The sequence below is a fragment of the Paenibacillus sp. CAA11 genome, from assembly GCF_003060825.1.
Classification (GTDB): Bacteria; Bacillota; Bacilli; order Paenibacillales; family Paenibacillaceae; genus Fontibacillus.
The window spans coordinates 2,545,249-2,564,536 of the sequence record NZ_CP028922.1 but is presented as its reverse complement, the minus strand read 5'-3'; the positions used below and the strand labels follow the sequence as shown (position 1 = coordinate 2,564,536).

At 48.3% G+C, this 19,288-nt stretch carries 15 protein-coding genes and 1 riboswitch; of the genes, 12 read left to right on the top strand and 3 right to left on the bottom strand.

Going from position 1 to position 19,288, the window contains the following annotated elements:
- Nucleotides 1-27: 27 nt before the first annotated feature.
- Nucleotides 28-945 (bottom strand): ArsR family transcriptional regulator, encoded by a 918-nt coding sequence (locus DCC85_RS11815; protein ID WP_108465769.1) that lies wholly within the window; start codon nucleotides 943-945, stop codon nucleotides 28-30.
- 142 nt (nucleotides 946-1,087) lie between these two features.
- On the opposite strand from DCC85_RS11815, the gene DCC85_RS11810 reads away from it, so the two are divergent.
- The 7 genes from DCC85_RS11810 (at nucleotide 1,088) to ltrA (ending at nucleotide 9,528) form a co-directional block, all read left to right on the top strand.
- Nucleotides 1,088-2,272, top strand: a complete 1,185-nt coding sequence (locus tag DCC85_RS11810) for an MFS transporter (protein ID WP_108465768.1) — start codon at nucleotides 1,088-1,090, stop codon at nucleotides 2,270-2,272.
- Nucleotides 2,273-2,352: 80 nt separating this feature from the next.
- Nucleotides 2,353-3,078, top strand: coding sequence for a phosphonate ABC transporter ATP-binding protein (locus DCC85_RS11805; RefSeq protein WP_108465767.1), 726 nt, complete (start codon nucleotides 2,353-2,355; stop codon nucleotides 3,076-3,078).
- Between the two features lie 20 nt (nucleotides 3,079-3,098).
- Entirely contained in the window at nucleotides 3,099-4,370 is a 1,272-nt protein-coding gene (locus tag DCC85_RS11800; RefSeq protein WP_234414148.1) for a hypothetical protein, read from the top strand.
- A gap of 29 nt (nucleotides 4,371-4,399) precedes the next feature.
- Nucleotides 4,400-5,098 carry a response regulator transcription factor gene (locus DCC85_RS11795; protein ID WP_108465766.1) on the top strand — a complete coding sequence of 233 codons (699 nt, stop codon included), beginning with the start codon at nucleotides 4,400-4,402 and terminating at the stop codon, nucleotides 5,096-5,098.
- A complete protein-coding gene (locus DCC85_RS11790) occupies nucleotides 5,095-6,576 on the top strand; it encodes a sensor histidine kinase (RefSeq protein WP_108465765.1) in 1,482 nt (493 codons plus the stop codon). The genes DCC85_RS11795 and DCC85_RS11790 overlap by 4 nt, the downstream gene beginning before the upstream one ends.
- Nucleotides 6,573-7,652 carry a GNAT family N-acetyltransferase gene (locus DCC85_RS11785; protein WP_108465764.1) on the top strand — a complete coding sequence of 360 codons (1,080 nt, stop codon included), beginning with the start codon at nucleotides 6,573-6,575 and terminating at the stop codon, nucleotides 7,650-7,652. Before DCC85_RS11790 ends, DCC85_RS11785 begins: the two co-directional genes overlap by 4 nt.
- A gap of 475 nt (nucleotides 7,653-8,127) precedes the next feature.
- Nucleotides 8,128-9,528, top strand: coding sequence for a group II intron reverse transcriptase/maturase (ltrA, locus tag DCC85_RS11780; protein ID WP_108463800.1), 1,401 nt, complete (start codon nucleotides 8,128-8,130; stop codon nucleotides 9,526-9,528).
- 88 nt (nucleotides 9,529-9,616) lie between these two features.
- Here ltrA and DCC85_RS11775 read toward each other — a convergent pair whose 3' ends face one another.
- Nucleotides 9,617-10,837: a glucose-1-phosphate adenylyltransferase gene (locus DCC85_RS11775; protein WP_108465763.1), complete on the bottom strand. Its 1,221-nt coding sequence runs from the start codon at nucleotides 10,835-10,837 to the stop codon at nucleotides 9,617-9,619.
- Between the two features lie 203 nt (nucleotides 10,838-11,040).
- Between DCC85_RS11775 and glgB the strand changes: the two genes are divergently transcribed.
- Nucleotides 11,041-13,011, top strand: a complete 1,971-nt coding sequence (glgB, locus tag DCC85_RS11770) for a 1,4-alpha-glucan branching protein GlgB (protein WP_108467833.1) — start codon at nucleotides 11,041-11,043, stop codon at nucleotides 13,009-13,011.
- Between the two features lie 83 nt (nucleotides 13,012-13,094).
- On the top strand, nucleotides 13,095-14,525 hold the full coding sequence (glgA, locus tag DCC85_RS11765; protein WP_108465762.1) for a glycogen synthase GlgA: 1,431 nt from the start codon (nucleotides 13,095-13,097) through the stop codon (nucleotides 14,523-14,525).
- 138 nt (nucleotides 14,526-14,663) lie between these two features.
- On the opposite strand, the gene DCC85_RS11760 is transcribed toward glgA, so the two are convergent.
- Entirely contained in the window at nucleotides 14,664-16,409 is a 1,746-nt protein-coding gene (locus DCC85_RS11760; RefSeq protein WP_108465761.1) for an alpha-glycosidase, read from the bottom strand.
- A 297-nt stretch (nucleotides 16,410-16,706) separates the two neighbouring features.
- Between DCC85_RS11760 and DCC85_RS11755 the strand changes: the two genes are divergently transcribed.
- From DCC85_RS11755 to DCC85_RS11745, 3 genes are all read left to right on the top strand, one after another.
- A complete protein-coding gene (locus DCC85_RS11755; protein ID WP_108465760.1) occupies nucleotides 16,707-17,525 on the top strand; it encodes a transporter substrate-binding domain-containing protein in 819 nt (272 codons plus the stop codon).
- Between the two features lie 126 nt (nucleotides 17,526-17,651).
- The gene (locus DCC85_RS11750) at nucleotides 17,652-18,314 is read left to right on the top strand and encodes an amino acid ABC transporter permease (RefSeq protein WP_108465759.1); all 663 of its coding nucleotides are present in this window, start codon (nucleotides 17,652-17,654) and stop codon (nucleotides 18,312-18,314) included.
- Nucleotides 18,301-19,023, top strand: coding sequence for an amino acid ABC transporter ATP-binding protein (locus tag DCC85_RS11745; protein WP_108465758.1), 723 nt, complete (start codon nucleotides 18,301-18,303; stop codon nucleotides 19,021-19,023). The genes DCC85_RS11750 and DCC85_RS11745 overlap by 14 nt, the downstream gene beginning before the upstream one ends.
- Before the next feature lie 102 nt (nucleotides 19,024-19,125).
- A riboswitch (cyclic di-AMP (ydaO/yuaA leader) is annotated at nucleotides 19,126-19,285 on the top strand.
- Nucleotides 19,286-19,288 lie beyond the last annotated feature (3 nt).

Below are 19,288 nucleotides of genomic sequence, written 5' to 3'. Positions count from 1 at the left end.
TTGCCTTTCCACTTTGCACGGTTTCAATTACAAACCAATATAGGTTTCCAAGAAAATTTGCAGCTCGGCGGCCCCATCGCGGCGTATGCCGATTCGTTCGCTGTCCGGTCCCTCCAGATGAATGCGCAGGAGTCCCGCGGAACGCAGCTGCATCAGATGCTGCCGGACAAGCTCTTCAGGCATATAAGCGGCGGCCTGAATTTCGTCCAAGGTTTTAGGGCCTTCCGCGACAATGCGCAGCAGGCGCAGTCTTTCTGATGAGGCAAGCGCCTGGGTGAGTCTAAGCAGGATGCTTGGAGGTTCCTTGCCACTGGGTTCAGATTCATCGAGCGGGTATTGAATGCACAACAGTTCGTTATAGAAGCAGTAAGTGTTCAGCGGCTTAAAATGAACTGTCGGGAGCAAAATGACCTCTTTCATGTGCAGTTTGGCATCCATAACGAGCCCGCCTGTAGCATACTCTATAAAGGCTGAAGGCTCCATCTTGGACAGGAGCGAACGCTTGTCCTCGGCATCTTCAAGAAGAGCCGTCTCCATCTCGCGGGCTATGCCGGAAAAATAGCGGGTATGCCATAGGCGAAGCAGAGGCAAATAACGGGAGCGGATCATTTCCGCCTCTTTTGCAGTCAAGCTTGGGAGCAAGGTAGAGATCCGCTCAGTCAGCTCAGCGGCTGGAGTATGCTCCAAGTCATCCAAAAATTTTTCAACAGAAACCCCGGCTTGTCTATGGATGGCCCATGCGAAGAGAATATCGTAATCGCTGAATGGCCACTGGGCCGCAGGTTGAAGAACTTCAAGCTCACCAGGCTCAAGCAGGGCTTCGATGTCGTCAATCCATGCTGAAGTGAGATCCAGATTAGCAATCCAGCGTCTGGTGGTGTAAATCATGAAGCTGCTGAGAAGCTCGTAAATCGGTGAAGCATCTATGTTCAATTTAAAGGACATATAAGAGTTAACCTCCTAAAAAAGCACTGCATTCTTTTTCCATTATGGCTTGTAGGAAGCTCTGTTGTCCACTATAATGTCTTAGTTTGAGCATATCACATTCTGGTAGCATCTATTTTGGTATGGAAGATTTGGAGGAATTATGTTGTCAATTACATCTTCGCTTACAAAAAGCGCCAAGGCTCCTGTGTTTATTCTTATCTCTATTGTGGTGGTGGCAGGGCTTAGCCAAGGGCTGTTACTTCCGGTTTTATCTATATTTATGGAGGAGAGGGGGATATCCTCATCGGTCAATGGCCTGCATGCAACGGCTCTCTATATCGGCTCCTTCGCCATGTCGCTGGTGGCCGAGCGGCTGCTGGATCGAATGGGCTTTAAAAAGCTGTTAATTGTCGGTTTGGTGATGGTGACGGTAGCGCTTCCTCTTTTCCCATTGTTTACGAATCTAAGTCTTTGGTTTATTCTGCGGTTGATTGTAGGTATAGGTGACAGTGCAATTAACTTTGCCGCACAGCTGTGGCTGCTGCTGGTTACCCCGCCTGCCCAGCGGGGAAAAATTATCTCACTCTATGGCATGTTCTATGGGCTAGGCTTCAGCGCAGGCCCGCTAGGCATTAAGCTCCTTCATTTTGGACATATGGCTCCTTTTGCATTATTAGCGATTTTCATCCTGATTATGCTTCTCATTGTCTGCTTCAAATTGCGGGCGGCGTTTCCGGAGAAGCAGCAACCTGGAGCTGAGCAGGGTCATAGAAAATATATGGCGATTTACCGTATGGCCTGGTTTGCGCTTATTCCGGCACTTTTATATGGTTATTTAGAGGCCGGAATGAACGGCAGCTTTCCAATCTATGGACTTCGGATCGGTCTTAGTCCGAGTGAAATTTCGACCCTCTTGCCGTTCTTTGGCGTTGGGGGGCTCATTCTCCAGCTTCCACTGGGACTGCTGAGTGACCGGATTGGCCGGAAGAAAGTGCTCATGGCTGCCGGGATGCTTGGTGGAATTCTGTTTCTTATAGTGCCTTTGTGCGGTACCCATATGGGGGCCTTACTGGCCGTCTTTATGGTAGCCGGCGGGCTGGTCGGTTCGTTTTTCTCCCTGGGACTTGCCTATGCGGCAGATATTCTTCCGAAGGGATTGCTTCCAGCGGCAAATGTAATTGCTTCGTTCCATTTCAGCATAGGCTCCATTGTCGGTCCTAATTTGAGCGGAGCCGCGATGGAACTTGGGGCAGCGAGCAGCTTGTTCATCTTTATGGGAGCTTCTTATGCGCTTTTCGCCGCATCCGGTTTTCTCTCAAGAAGGAAGTCAGCTAGCCAAGAATAAGAACGATTGTTCGCATGGATTTTATGCACTTTTTACCCTACACTAAAGAGTAGAGATGGCGGGAGAGAAGGAGATTAGCTATGTTCATCATTAAAGATCTGAGTCTTACATTGCCAGAGGATAAGAAGACGGTACTGAAGGATATTCATCTTGAATTTGAGCAGGGTGAATTTGTTGGCGTAGTGGGGCCAAGCGGTGGCGGCAAAAGTATGCTGCTTCGGTGCCTCTCACTGCGTGAGAGCTGGACAAGCGGTACGTTTAAGATGGATGAGCAGATTATCATTAATGGAGGCGGGCGAGCCTCTATGAAATATAGATCCCAGTTTGCTTATTTAGAGCAGAATCCCGAGTTGTATGGAGAGAAGACAGCACTTAAGAATGTACTGATCGGTCAAAAGGGACAAACGCCTTGGTGGCGTAGACTGACGGGGATGGTTCGCTCCGATGATTACATGGGGGCTATGGATGAGCTGGAGCGGTTTGGCTTGCTGGATAAAGCCAAGCTGCCTGCGGGGAAGCTTAGCGGTGGCGAGAAGCAGCGCGTAGCGATTAGCCGGGCGCTGGTGCACGGAGCAAACGTTCTTGCCGCAGATGAACCGGTAGTCGGCCTGGACCCGCAGACTGCAGATAAAGTGCTGTCCGAGCTGAAATCGCTTTGTCAGAACAAGGGGAAGACTGTAATTACCGTGCTTCCGGTTGACTTGGCAGAACGCTGGTGCACAAGATTGTGGGGAATCAAAGAAGGGCGGTTATTGTGGGACATTACAGGAAGAAGACTGACAAGTGCCGAGAAGAATTCCATTTAAGACGAAAAGAGGGGCTGTACTTGAAAAGCTTAAAACGGCTGCTTATGGTCACCTCCTGTTTTACGATTGTATTGCTCAGCGGCTGTACTTTTATTCAGGATCCAAAGCAGCTGATATCACCACCATTACTATCATCAGATAAAGAATCGCTGAAGAGTGTAGTCAACGCTTACTTAAGCCGGCTTCCTAACGGCGGTTCGATCATCAAGCCCCGTGAGCTGGGCGATGCAAGCTCAATCCGTGTCAGGGACTTGGATAATGATGGGAAGTCCGAGGCTGTTGTTTTTTACGAAACCCCGGATGATGCGGTTCGTATTCACGGTGTTATTTTCACGACCGAAGGAGATACATGGACAGCCGTTACTAATTTCGATGTTGAAGGCCAGGTTCTTGAGTCGGTTGATCTGCGTGATTTGAAGAATGACGGAAAGACGGAAATTGTCGTTGGCTATTCAAATTCGGATAAGCAGGTGCAGCAAGGCCTGACTATATATTCCTTCCATAACAAGACCGTGGAGAAAGCGCTGGTGCTGCCATATACGCACTATGTCATTGACGACCTCAATGGGGATGGGCAGATGGATATCTCCATACTTACATTCCAGAAGAATGAATATTCAACACTAACCACATATCAGTATAAGGACGGTTCATTTGTACAGCTTGACCAGCTTGAGCTGGATGCAAATGTGAATGATTACTATAATGTGGTGTCCGGAAGAATCTCAGAAGGCAAGCAGCGGGGAATTATTCTAGATGCTTCCTTGGCCCAGCACTCCGCCTATTCTATTCTTGTAGTGATGGAGAAGGGAAAGCTTGTTCAGAAGCTTTCTCAAGATGCGGCGCTGAAGGACTTTATAATTTCTAGTGGTGATGTGAACCGGGATGGCATTCTGGAAATTGGCATCCAGCAGAAGCCCCAAGGATGGGATGGATTTTCTTTCGATGATATTCCGTGGTTCTTCTCCTACTTCCAATATGATGAGAAACAGGGATTGAAATTTGTAATGCAGCAGTACATGGATCAAGAGGGACGATTCTATTACACGTTCCCGAGTGAGCTGAACGGTAATATAACAGTAGATACTAAGTCTGAGAAGGATCAGTATTTGAAGTTTGTACGGATTGACAATGGAGAGACTGTGACCGAGATCAAGTTCTTCACCCTATCCCAGTGGGATCGGGCCCGTGAGGATTGGAAAGAGCTGAGCCGAACCAATGACAAAGTGATCGGTTACCGTAGTAAATACGAGTTGAAGGTGGGCAAAAGCGAGAAAGAGGTCAAACGCTGATCGTACACCTTAGGAAAGGAAGGGTTAGTTTGAGTAAAGTATTGATTTTGGAAGATGAAGAGTCCATTCGCAGTTTTATTGTCATCAATCTGAAGCGCAACGGCTTTGAAGTTCTGGAGGCAGCTGACGGCAATGAGGCGCTGAGCAAGCTGACAAGCGTACCCGACATTGATATTGCACTGCTTGATGTCATGGTTCCGGGGATAGACGGCTTTGAGGTTTGCCGCAGAGTTCGGGAGACCAATGAGCGGATCGGCATCATATTTTTGACGGCAAAAGTACAGGAGCAGGACAAGGTGTATGCTTTGTCTGTGGGTGCGGATGATCATGTAAGCAAGCCGTTCAGTCCGACAGAGCTTATTGCTCGCATCCAGTCTCTTCTTAGACGCGTAAATGTCTATCGGGAGAGCAGCGCTAAGGTTTCATTCGCCTCCGGACCGTTCACCCTGGATTTGATTACGAAGCAGTTCAAAAAGAATGGACAGCCAATTGAGCTGACGCCGACCGAATTCTCACTGATTCAGTATTTCCTGGAGAAGGAAAATACGCCGCTGAGCCGCGATGTTCTGCTGGATCATGTATGGGGCAAGGAATATATGGGCGACCCTAAAATTGTCGATGTGAATATCCGCAGACTCCGCCAAAAGATTGAGAGTAACCCCTCCGAACCGGCCTTTTTACAAACCGTATGGGGACACGGTTATAAGTGGAAAGGCGAGGGACAATGATTAAGAAAGGGATCGGCCGGCAGATCGTGCTGCACTACTTTATTGTAGTGTTTGTTACGCTGCTGATGGTGGAAATCATCTTTCTTTTTGCCATCCGGACATACTACTACGATAGTGTCTATGACACGCTTAAGAGTGACATCGAAACGGCTGATCGTTACTTTGAGACCGTACTTAAAGTCAGCTCGGATAAGGATTCGGACTATTTGCCGGTCATGCTCCAAAGCTATAGCTCAAAGTACGCCGAGCTGCAAATTCTTGATCGGGAGGGGCATGTGCTTATAAACAGCACCAACTTTATCGTGGATAAACCGATACAGACGAGTGATGTTCCCCAGGCGCTAGCGGGAAATATCAGCAAATGGATCGGCCGTCAGCCGGGAACCGGCGAATCGGTTATGGCTGTATCCAGTCCGTTCGAGGTCAGCGGAGAAGTTAAATATATCGTTCGTTACGTCACCTCATTGGACAAGGTGAATGCCAAAGTCCTGAACATTTCTTTAGTATCCTCCGGCGTTGGTGTTGCTGTGTTAACGGTTGTGCTTCTGTTTAGTATGGGTCTGGCCAATTCCATTGTGAAGCCAATCAACAATATACAGGCGGTTTCCTCTCAGATGGCGAGGGGCAAGTTTGATGTTCGGGTAAAAGGGGACTACAAATATGAGTTGGGGCAGCTTGCCTCTACACTGAACTTTATGGCTCAGGAAATCGTAAGAAGCAATCAGATTAAGGATGATTTCATTACATCCATTTCGCATGAGCTTCGTACCCCCTTGACAGGAATTAAAGGATGGAGCGAAACTTTGACCTCTGGCGGGTTCGATCCGGAAGAGACGAAGCTTGGAATGCAGATTATTGCTAAAGAGACCGATAGACTGATCGGCCTGGTGGAAGAAATGCTCGACTTCTCGAAGCTGCAGCAGAATGAGATGAAGCTGGTGCTATCCGATGTGAATTTAGTAGAAATTCTTCAAGAGACCATGCTGAATGTATGGGTAAAAGCCGAACAGAAGCAGATCCAGCTTCAGCTAGATAATCAGACGGGGGAGCCAGTCAGGGTATATGGAGATCCTAACCGTCTCAAGCAGGTCTTTCTCAACCTGGTGGATAATGCGACCAAGTTCTCGCATGAGAACTCGACTATTGCACTGACTATCCGGACTGAGGGCGAGTATGGGGTGGCCGAAGTGACTGACACCGGAATTGGCATTAGTGAAGAACACTTGCGGAAGGTGAAAGACCGCTTCTTCCAGGTGAATCACCAGGGTGGGGGCACAGGCCTTGGCCTTGCTATCACTCAGCAACTCGTGGAGCTCCATAAGGGAATCATGGATATGCAGAGCGAGCTGGGTGTTGGCACAAGAGTGATTGTAAAGTTACCTCTCTATAAAGGTACTGAGGAGACCGACCAGACAGATCATTCTAAGCAAATCTCAGGCGGACAACACATGACTGCAGAAGAGGAGGGACAGGCATGAGTGACTGGCAAGATGAATGGGAGACAGAGATTGATGTCCCTTCGTTGATCATAAGAGAAGCAAAGCCTTCGGATGCTGATGCCGTCCGTGAACTGCTGGTGGAAGCGGCGAATTGGATGGTGCAGAAGGGCATCGACCAATGGCGTCCAGAGAGTTTTACTAGAGAGGAAGTATCTTCCTATTTTGATTCCAGACGTATTTTCCTTGGGTTTGCTGGGGATGAGCCTGCTGCGATGTTTACTTTGCAGGAGAGCGATCCTTCCTATTGGGGGGAAATGAACGATCCTGATTATTATTATCTGCATCGCCTTAACGTTCGAACGAAGTATCGGAGAATGGGATTGTCGGAACAGATGATGAAATGGGCGATTCAGAAAACCCTGGAGGATGGGAAAAAGGGAATTAGATTGGACTGCGTATCCACCAATTTGAACTTGAACCTGCTATATCAAAGCTTAGGGTTCCGCTACATGGCTACTCGTTATAACGGAGACCGCCAGTTTAACTTATATGAATGGTTTACGACAGGCCAAGAAGAAGATGATCTCGATTTTGTGTATTTTGGCAAATGGGATTATGATGCGATTCAGCAATGGGCGGGTTCTCCTGAGTTTCTGTTGGGATGGGCCGGTCCACACTGGCAGTACCCGCTTCAAGATGAACAGCTGGATGAATACCTATCAGGAGCCAACTTCCCTTGGAAATCCGATCGGCTCATCTATACGGTGATCCATCGTGCAAGCGGCCAGCGAATCGGTCACATTAGCCTGGAGGATCTAAATCGCGAGACAGGGGAAGGCTGGATCGGAAAGGTTATTATCGGCAGTGCGGCTTTTCGGGGAAAAGGACTTGGGGAGCGCATGGTCCGCGAGATGCTGCGCATCGCCTTCGACATCCTTAAGCTGAATAAGATATCTCTACGTGTCTTTGCATGGAATCAGCGCGCAATCCGATCCTTTCACTCAGCAGGACTGCAAGAGCAGGATGACCAACGTATGACTGTCCAGTTCGGAGACAAGGAAGAAGAGCTTCTTCTTATGAGCATCGACCGCAACAGCTGGAACTTATATCAATAGCATATCTATTCAAAAATGTTAAAGAGCGGACCCATAAGGTCCGCTCTTAGTGTGCGCCCGGCATGGGCGATAACTCGGCGGTGAAAGTCCGCTACAGGCTTGGCAGTAGGAACTGTTAGCTGAAGGCAAGGGTGTCCGCCGCGAGGCGGAATCTGAAGGAAGCCGGAGGCAAACCCTCGGTCTGACGAACAGAAATCACATAGAAGGCATCATGGGACGGACGAGCTTGCACTACAAAGCAAAGTCCAATACTGCCCGAATCCCATGGTGTAAATGTGGCAGATAGATGAGGGGAAGGTTATCGCTCTTACCCGGGGAGGTCTCACAGACGACAAGTAGGAAAAAAAAACCGAAAGACGGAGTAAAGCTTGCTGTGAGAAGTCAGCAGAGGCCATAGTACCCGGAAGGTTTTTTTTTCGGGGAAGGGCCGAACAATCGTAAGTCTCGAGTACATACCGAAAGGAGAGCTGACGCGATGAAAGCAGAATACCGAAAGGGCTACCTGCAAAGGGATAGCGTGGAACGCGAAGAGCATGCGGGAGTGCGGAGCGCCGGTACTCGGGAACGTAAAGAAAGAGGCGGTGCAACAGACCTGCTGGAGCAGATTCTGGACAGAGACAATCTGAACAGAGCCTACAAACAGGTCAAACGCAACCATGGAGCGCCAGGAATCGACGGAATGACCGTAGAAGACGCGCTACCCTGGCTGCAGGAACATAGAGACGAGCTGTTGCAAAAGATCCGGGAAGGCAGATACAAGCCCAGCCCAGTACGGCGCAAGGAAATTCCCAAAGCAGATGGAAGCGGAGTACGGAAGCTTGGCATACCCACGGTCGTAGACCGAGTGATTCAGCAGGCAGTCGCCCAGCAGCTCCAGCCCCTGTTCGAGCCGCTCTTCTCGGAGGGAAGCTATGGCTACCGCCCCGGTCGGAGCGCACAACAGGCCATTCGCAAGGTGAAAGACTATGCAGAACAGGGATACGGCTACGCAGTAGAAATCGACCTCTCCAAATACTTCGACACGCTGAATCATGAGCTGCTTATGCATCTTTTGCGCAAACAAATTCAGGACAGACGCGTAACCGAACTGATTAAGAGATACCTGAAAAGTGGGGTTATGGAGAACGGGGTGCACTGCAAAACAGAAGAAGGCTCCCCTCAGGGAGGCCCCCTGTCGCCGCTTCTGGCGAACATCTACCTGAACGAATTTGACCAAGAGATGAAAGGCCGCGGAGTGAACGTCATCCGCTATGCGGACGATATTGTGGTGCTTGCCAAAAGCAAACGGGCAGCGGTGCGGCTACTGGAATCCTGCGGAAAGTACCTGGAGACCAAACTGAGACTCCAGATCAATACGCAGAAAAGTAAGGTCGGTAGCGTAGTGGCTCGAAAGCACTTCAAATTTCTCGGCTTTGCCCTGGGAAAGAACAAGAACGGCATGTATATCCGTGCCCATGGACAATCCCTCGCAAAAGCGAAGAAGAAGTTGAAAGAACTCACAAGTCGCAGCCAGGGCAGAAATGTTCGCCAAGTCATGGAAAAGGTAAAAGTCTACATTCGGGGATGGATTGGTTACTACTATGTGGCCGACATGAAACGGATCCTGCAAAGCTGGAGCGAATGGTTGCGAAGACGACTGCGGATGTACATCTGGAAACAGTGGAAAAAGCCGCGAACAAAAGTACAAAACCTGCGGAAGCTGGGGATACCGGAATGGCAGGCTTACCAGTGGGGCAATTCCCGTCTCGGGTACTGGCGCATCGCCGGAAGTCCAGTGTTGTCTCGTTCCATAACAAACAAAAAGCTCGTACAGGCAGGATATTATGACTTTCCTGCGCAATACGAGCGTTTACGTAAATTGCACTTATGCGGTTGAACCGCCGTATACCGAACGGTACGTACGGTGGTGTGAGAGGTCGGCTACTCATCTAATGAATAGCCTCCTACTCGATTCATATATTAGTTTAAGAAGACATGCCTCCAGCACGCAATCTGGTGGACTTGTCATACACTTCTTTAAGCATACGGGAAGGCTGAGGACGAACGGCAGGCTTAGCCAGAACGGTCTCATTCGGTCCGATCACGATGACTTCGTTCGCGGCTCCCTTGATGACTGCCCCATCCTTAATAACGGCTCCTTCTCCAATGATCGCACATTCGATGAGTACGTTCCGTCCAATCTTGGCATTTGGCATAACCACACTATCTTTGATCTTGGCAAACCGCCCAATCTCTGTACCTCCAAAGATAACAGAGCGCTCTGCATACCCTTCTAAAGCACAAGTATCATGGATCATGGACCCCTTCGCAGGAATTCCGCGGAATTTCGTCTCGTTAAGCGTGGTCTCCCATTCGTTGGTGTACATTGGCCAGCTTGGATTGTGGAGCTTCCAGTCAGAATCCTCGGCTAGAATATCCATATGGGCCTCCCACAGGCTGGAGACTGTGCCGACATCTCTCCAGTAGCCCTTGAACGGGTAGGCATAGAGCGGGAGATCGCCAGCCAGCATGGCAGGAATAACATCTTTGCCGAAGTCATGACTGGAGCTTTCGTTTGCAGCATCCATCAGCAGATGCTTCTTCAGGAAGTCCCATCTGAACATATAAATGCCCATGGAAGCCAGGTTACTCTTCGGACTTTCCGGCTTTTCTTCAAATTCTGTAATTTTGAAGTTATCGTCTGCAACCATAACGCCAAAGCGATGAGCCTCTTCCCAAGGAACGGGCATCACGGAGATCGTTGCAGAGGCCTGCGAGTTCACATGGAAATCAAGTACCTCGCGATAATCCATATGGTAAATATGGTCCCCGGACAAGATGAGGACATTCTCCGGAGCATAGGAATCAATGTATTCGATATTCTTATAAATGGCATCAGCGGTGCCTAAATACTCATCAGAACCTGTATTGTAAGATGGAAGCAAAGCAATGCCTCCAGTCTCGCTGCGTCCGAGTCCCCAAGCCGATCCATCTCCAATGTGATTATGCAGGGACTCTGCTTCATATTGGGTTAATACGCCGATCGTATCGATTCCGGAATTCACGCAGTTGCTGAGAGGAAAATCGATAATACGATAGTGACCGCCAAACGGCACGGCCGGTTTCGCTTGCTTTGACGTAAGCGGAGACAGTCTGCGACCTTCCCCTCCCGCCAACAGCATGGCAATACATTCCTTTTTACTCATGTCGTTTCCCTCCCAATGAATTTGTCAGTGTAGTCTATACATAAACGAGATATACTGTTGTTGAAACCAGTTTATTGGGAATTAACTGAAAAATTACATTTTTATTTTTCAGCGGCATTTTCGCTGTTCAAAATTGAAATAATGGGGTAATGGACTAAGTGAATCATCTTTAAAAAGGGTGTGATGAATTGCCAGAACTGCATATGAATGAGCCGAAAGCCGGAATTTCGGCCCAAGATATCTACCTCTTCCATGAAGGTACATTATGCCGCAGCTACCGTTCGTTCGGAGCTCATCTATGTGAAGAAGAAGGACGCCGCGGCGTTCGCTTTACGGTATGGGCACCGCATGCGCAGCGGGTCGGAATTGCTTCGGATTGGAACGGTTGGAGGGGAGAGAGTGATTTATTATATAAGATACCCGATTCGGGAATTTGGAGTCGTTTTTTCCCTGATATTGAAGAAGGAACATTTTACAAGTATGAAATCATGGGTCCTGATGGCGCCGTCTTCTTAAAGGCAGATCCTTACGGCTTTAGCGCAGAAGTTCGTCCTGCAACCGCATCTGTTGTGGCCTCGGTCGATGACTATAAGTGGAATGACGGGATTTGGAGACGGAAGCAGAGAGCTCCTTATCAGAAGCCGCTTAATATTTATGAAATTCATTTTGGAACTTGGAAACAGAAGGAAGACGGTTCCTTCTATACGTACCGCGAAATGGCAGATGAGCTGATTCCTTATGTGCAAAAGATGGGCTATACCCATATTGAGATCATGCCGTTAACCGAACATCCATACGATTTATCATGGGGTTATCAGGCGACCGGGTATTTTGCTCCGACAAGCCGCTACGGACAGCCCAAAGACCTGATGTATTTTGTGGATCAATGCCATCAGGCAGGAATTGGAGTTGTGCTGGATTGGGTACCGGGTCACTTTACCCGAGACAGCCATGGTCTTCGACTATTTGATGGGACACCACTCTTCGAGTACGGAGATCCGCTTCTTGCAGATAAGCCAGGTTGGGGCACGCTGAGCTTCGACTTCAGTAAGCCAGAGGTAAGATCGTTCCTGATCTCTAACGCGCTGTACTGGATGGATATGTATCATTTCGACGGGTTGCGGGTAGACGCTGTAACCAGTATGATCCGACTGGACTTTGAGAAGTCTGAAGGTCAATATCGGCGCAATCTCCATGGCGGAATCGAGAATCTCGAAGCGATTTCTTTTCTTCAGGAGCTGAACAGCCGGGTCTTTGAATACCATCCTCATGCCCTGATGATGGCGGAGGAATCCAGTGCATGGCCGCTTGTAACGGCTCCGGTTCATGAGGGAGGACTAGGTTTTAACTATAAGTGGAATATGGGATGGATGAACGACACGCTGGAGTACATAGAAACCCCTTTTTATCATCGTCCTGAGAAGCATAATCTTCTCACGTTTCCCATTGTCTACGCCTACTCCGAGAACTTCACGCTACCCTTGTCTCACGATGAAGTAGTGCATGGGAAGAAATCACTGCTGGATAAGATGCCGGGCAGCTATGAGGAGAAATTTGCAGGTCTTCGGGTTCTGCTTGCTTACCAGCTTACCTCTCCGGGGAAGAGTTTGCTCTTTATGGGAGGCGAATTTGGTCAATTCATTGAATGGCGGGACCAGGGACAGCTTGACTGGTTCCTTCTCGAATATGAGTCACACCGGAAGCTGCAGGATTACTCAGCGGCCCTGAATCATTTCTACCTCAAGGAGAAGGCGCTTTGGGAGCTTGACCATTCCATGGATGGGTTCCAGTGGTTGACGCCGCATGATGCAAGGCAAAGCGTCATTGCCTTTATGCGGAAAGGGAGAAAGCCTGGAGACACCTTGCTTGTGGTCATTAATTTTCAGCCTGTCACAAGAGAACGCTACCGCATTGGTGTGCCAAGACCGGGGAATTACGAAGAAGTGTTTAACAGCGATCAGCTTGAATACGGTGGATCTGGACGTGTGCATCAGGCCGCAATCAAGGCCGAAAAGCTTGCTTGGCACGATCAGACGCACAGTATAGAGCTGTCCCTTGCTCCGCTTAGTGTGACGATTTGGAAGAAGCAGGGGAGAGCAACTTCAGCCGCTGCGAAAGCTGCGGATAAGCCAGCTCAGAGCACGAAGCGGACTTCAAGGAAAGCGAAAGTCTGATGCCGTCTTAAGGATCAAAGGAGCCAGGAGAGAAATATCAGCCTGTAACTGGCTGCATACTTAGTTCAAGGAGGAACTATAGAATGAATATATTGTTCGCTGCCGCAGAGGGGATTCCATTTGTAAAAACAGGTGGGCTTGCCGATGTGATCGGAGCCCTGCCCAAGGCACTGTATGCTCAAGGGCATGACATTCGGATTGTCCTGCCTAAATACCATACCATCCCAGATATCTATAAGGAGCAGATGGTTCCTGTGCATATAACCAATGTTCCTGTTGGCTGGCGCAATCAGTATTGCGGAATCCAGCAGCTGAATTTTGAGGGAATTCCCGTATATTTTATTGATAATGAGCAGTATTTTGGGAGAGATGGCATTTATGGTTATATGGATGACGGAGAACGCTTTGCCTTCTTCAGCCGTGCGGTACTTGAAATGCTCCCGCTGATTGATTACCGACCAGATGTCATTCATAGTCATGACTGGCATACCGGGCCCATCTCCGTCCTGCTGAAGCATCATTATTTACATGATCCATTCTACAAGGACATCAAGACGGTTTTTACAGTGCATAATTTGCTGTACCAAGGGATTTTCCCTTATGAAACGCTGTATGATTTGCTGGGTCTGCCTGACGAGTATTTTACATACGAAGGGCTAGAATATTACGGAAATGTTAGTTTTATGAAGGCCGGGCTGGTTTATTCAGATCATGTGACCACGGTGAGTCCAACCTATGCTGAAGAGATTCAGACATCTCATTACGGTTATGGGCTCGATGGGTTGCTCCGCTCTCTGGGCAGCCGCTTATCCGGGATTGTCAATGGAATTGATACGGAGCTCTATAATCCGGCAACGGATGAGGCTCTCAAGACCAAGTATAGGGCCAGCCTGACCAAGAAGCGAGAGAATAAGACGGCGCTGCAGAAGGAGATAGGGCTTCCTGTTCAATCCGATGTGCCGCTGATTGCCATGGTGACCCGGCTAGTTGAGCCAAAGGGACTGGATCTGGTAATGCGGATTTTGGATGAGCTGCTGTATTTCGATGATGTACAGGTGGTCGTTCTCGGTACTGGAGATGCATACTATGAGCATTGGTTCAAAGAGGCAGCCTCACGCCAGCCGCAGAAGCTGTCCTCACAGATCAAGTTCAGTGATGGATTGTCCCGCCGAATTTATGCCGGCAGTGATTTGTTCCTTATGCCTTCCCGGTTTGAGCCGTGCGGGATCAGCCAGCTCCTCGCACTTCGGTATGGAAGCATCCCCATCGTTCGCGAAACTGGAGGGCTTAACGATACAGTCCAGGCCTACAATGAATTCACGGGAGAGGGGAACGGATTCACGTTCACGAACTACAACGCCCATGATCTACTGTATACGATTCGCCGGGCTGTTCAGTTTTATCACCAGCCAAAGCATTGGAAGGTGATTACGAAGAACGCGTTTGGCGGAGATTACAGCTGGAGTGTATCTGCGGAAGAATATACGGAGATTTATAAACGGATTCAGAACTAAGAACTAGATGTAAACTCTCTTTCATTTGATTGAGCCAAGGTGTCTTTCGCTAATTGCGAAGGGCACCTTTATTTATTCGGGGATATTAAAAAAGGCAAAGCTCTATGAACATAGAGCTTTGCCTTTTTTACATTCCGATTATTTCAAGTGACGATATAGAATCCGGTATCCGTAAGGATCCAGCCCAATATTCATGATTCCTTTCTCAGGCTTTACAGGTTCCTCTGTTAACGCATCCCGCCAGTCATTAGTCTCCATAGGATGAGAGAGGGTCTGATGCTGATCTGTATTATTCATCCATATCGTAAAGTGAATCTGATTGTCTGCTCTTTCATAAATAATGCAGGGGTTGTTCTCCTCAGCCTGCAGGAAGCGGAACCTTCCTTTTCTAAGGGCAGGGTGCTTCTTGCGCAGCGCAATCATGAGCTTATAGAAGTCATACAGCTCCCGGTCCTGTTTGGCAGGATCCCAAACCATACACTGTCTGCAATCCGGATCACCCTCGCCTCGGATGCCTACTTCATCTCCATAGAAGATACAAGGTGTACCCATATAGGTAAACAGGAACACAACCGACAGCTTCAGCTTGCGCTTGTCACAGCCCAATCGGGTTAGTAAGCGAGGGGTGTCATGACTGCAGAGGAGATTGAAGATGACTTCATTCGTCTGCTGCGGATAGCGCATGATTAAGGCTCCCATGGAGTTGGCAAACCCGTAGCCATCCATACCTCCGTTGAAAAACTCAAGCACCTTATCGGCAAAAGGATAGTTCATGACGGAGTCGAATTGATCCCCAAGCAGCCAGTTCAGAGAATCACTCCATACTTCTCCGACAATGTAAGCTTCAGGGTTCGCTGCTTTGACCACTTGGCGGAAATCCCGCCAGAAGTGATGGTCGATCTCATCTGCGACATCAAGGCGCCAACCGTCAAGCTTGATTTCCTTGATCCAATATTCAGCAACGCCGAGCAAGTACTGCTTGACTTCCGGGTTGGCGGTATTAAATTTGGGCATATTAGCGAAAAAGCCAAAGGTATCATACGTCGGTATCCCATCTCGTACTTCCAGCGGATAGTCGTTGATATGGAACCAGTCCTTGTATTTAGAGTTCGGGCCGTTCTTCACAACGTCCTGGAAAGGAGGGAACTGCTCGCTGCAATGGTTAAACACAGCATCCAGCATTACGCGAATGCCTCGTTCGTGGCAGGCATCCACGACTTTCTTGAGCAGCGTGTTATCCCCAAAATGCGGATCGACATTCTTGTAATCGACCGTGTCATATTTGTGGTTAGATGGAGCTTTGAACAAAGGAGTAAAGTAAATTGCATTAATGCCAAGGTCCACGAGATCATCAAGGTGATCCAGAACCCCTTGGAGATCACCGCCAAAGAAGTTCTCTCTTGTAGGTTTGCCGCCCCATGGCTGTACACCCTTAGGGTCATTTGAAGGGTCGCCGTTGGCAAACCGCTCAGGCATAATCTGGTAGAAGACCGCTTCTTTTGCCCACTCAGGAACTTTGAATACGTCGATCTCATGTATGTAGGCAAATTCATAATTGCCTCCAGGCGGGTAAGGGGTATCATGACTGATTCCCTTATCGGTTGCATAGACGATCTCATCGCCCTTCACAAGTTTGAACAGGTAGGACAAACGTTTGAATTTGGGGCTGACTTCGACTTCCCAGAAATCGAACATGTGATCATGCGCGACCTTCTCCATGAGGATCTCGGCGAAAGTTCCATCCCAATTGTATTTGTCCCCCGTCCACACAAAAACCTGTTCCACATCGTCCCGTTGAGTGCGTACCCGCAAATGAATTGTTTCAGCATCATATGCATAGGCCCACTTATCCCGCGGGACGTGATAAAAAGCTTCAAGCAGCATGAAACCACCTCCAGCAAGGATTATAGCCATTCATTACCCTGAGTACTTGCTATATGAATCAGTATACCCACTATGCATGGGCTTTGTTCCAGTGCCTGCGGCTAAAATTAAGATCAATGTTTTAAATCACCATAGGCTGGGCGAATACATAGAATGCAGGGATGATGTTCCTAGCTGAAGATGATGTTTGAAATTGGAAGTTGATGATTTGTTACAAAACTCTTTGCATATTCATGCAGTTTGATTTATAATTAGTCCAGTCATTTGGAATATGAACAGAACGAGGAGAGAGATAAAATGAAAAAATGGGGTATATTACTGGTGTGCATGGTGATGACAGCAAGCTTGCTGGCAGCATGCGGACAGAACAAGAACAATAAAGAGAGCGCAAGCGGAAACGATCAAGCATCGGGAAATACAGGAAGTAAGAAGACACTCATCGTTGGCATGAGCGCTGACTTCCCGCCCTATGAATTCAAGAAAACAGAAAACGGTAAGGTTGAAATTGTCGGGTTCGATGTAGATATTGCCAAAGAAATTGCCAAGGATGCAGGAGCGGAGCTTGAGATTAAGGATATGACCTTCTCCTCCCTGCTGAATGAATTGGATAGCGGACGGATTGATATGGTTATCTCCGGACTAAGTCCTACACCTGATCGCGCAAAGCAAGTGGGCTTGTCTAACATCTATTATAAAGCTGAGCAGGCCGTTGTGGTTCGCGAGGGAGACAAAGCGAAGTTCAGCACCTTGAAATCTTTGGAGAATGCGAGCATCGGCGTACAGACTGGTTCCATTCAAGAGGGCATTGCTAAGGAGATTAAAGGAGCGAAGCTGACTTCGCTGCCGAAGATTAATGATATTATTATGCAGCTAAATTCCGGGCGCGTAGATGCAGCTATCATTGAAGGTCCTGTAGCAGAATCCTTTGTCAAGAACGTGAAGGGCATTTCGATTGCAGATGCCAAGCCGGTTACTGAAGATGAAGGCTATGTTGTTGGTGTGAAGAAGGACAATACAGAACTTCTGAATCAAGTAAATACGACACTGGATCGCTTGAAGAAGGACAATCTGATTGATCAATTTGTTCAAAAGGCTAGTACATTAGCAGAAGAGTAAGCGAAGCTTGCCCTGCCTGTTAAGGATCTAAGCATGATGGATGGCCCTCGCAGAAAATAGCGAAGAACTTCGCTATTTTCTGTTTTTTTGCGGCAGACCTTCATGCGGAAGGAGAGGAAGAGGAGAATGCAATTTTTTAATATGTTCTGGGATTACAGGCAGTATTTTCTGGACGGTGTAAAATACACCCTGCTGCTCGCGGCGATCGGGGTCGTGTGCGGATTCATACTGGGAATGCTTGTAGCCCTGCTCAGAATGTCAAAATGGAAAGTCCTTCGGTTTATCGGCTCGGTGTGGGTGGAGTTCCTGCGCGGGACGCCGATGTTGGTTCAGCTCTTAATCATTCATTATGGATTCGCAACCGCATTTGATTTGAAATTCAGCGCCCTTCAATCGGGTGCGATTACGCTTACGATTAACAGTTCCGCGTACTTGGCTGAGATATTCCGGGCCGGTATTCAGGGAGTGGAACGCGGACAGACGGAGGCTGCTCGTTCCCTAGGCATGACACAAAGTATGGCCATGCGTCATATCATTTTGCCCCAGGCAGTTAAGAATGTGCTTCCGGCCATCGGTAATGAGTTCATTACCATTATCAAAGAGTCGTCCATTGTGTATGTTATCGGGGTATCGGAAATGATGTTTCAAGCGAATAGCATCATGTCGATGACCTATGATGGAATGACGCCATTCTTGATTATTGCCGTAATGTACTTTATTCTAACCTTTATTTTGTCCAAAATTTTGGGCGTGTTCGAAAGGAAGTTGATGAGCCGTGATCAGCGTTAAAGGACTAAACAAAAAATTCGGCCAGCTCCATATTCTCAAAGGGATTGACCTTGAAATCAAGCAGGGAGAGGTCGTAGTATTGATTGGGCCCAGCGGCTCGGGAAAAAGTACATTCCTTCGCTGTTTAAATCTCCTGGAGACGCCATCAGACGGTGAAATATTATTTGAAGGCAAATCCATAACAGATAAGAGGCATGATATTAATGCTACTCGGGAGAAAATGGGAATGGTGTTCCAGCATTTCAACCTATTCCCGCACAAGTCGGTGCTGAAGAACATTACCTTGGCTCCGATGAAGGTTAAAGGTCTGGATAAGGTAAAGGCAGAGCAAATTGCTACGGATCTTCTAAGAACGGTTGGTCTTGAGGATAAGAAAAATGCGTATCCTTCTCAGCTATCAGGCGGGCAAAAGCAGCGGATAGCAATCGCTCGTGCGCTTGCGATGGAGCCGCACGTAATGCTATTTGATGAGCCTACTTCGGCATTGGACCCCGAAATGGTCGGGGAAGTGCTTGACGTTATGAAGAGGTTGGCAGAGAAAGGGATGACGATGGTCATCGTTACCCATGAGATGGGATTTGCCCGTGAAGTAGGCGACCGTATTCTCTTTATGGATCAAGGGCTCATTGTAGAGCAGGGGACACCAGAGCAGGTCTTTAGCTCCCCTCAGCACCCGCGAACCAAGGACTTCTTGAGCAAGGTGCTGTAACTTCATATTTAGGCAAAAAACACGGCATGTTCCATGTCGTGTTTTTTGCTGTTCCATAGGTGGTAACACTTACCTGAATCAAAGGTTACAAATTTGTGATATATTTGGGGAGTGCCGAATCCCTATACAGCAGGGAACGGGGGATGATTTTTCCGAAGATGAACGTTTATCTTCTTGGGGTGAAGCGCTTTACTCTTAGCGCCGGGCCATCCTTGGGTCCGAATCCGACAACTAACCTCGGAGGCAATTCGAAGGAGGATTACAT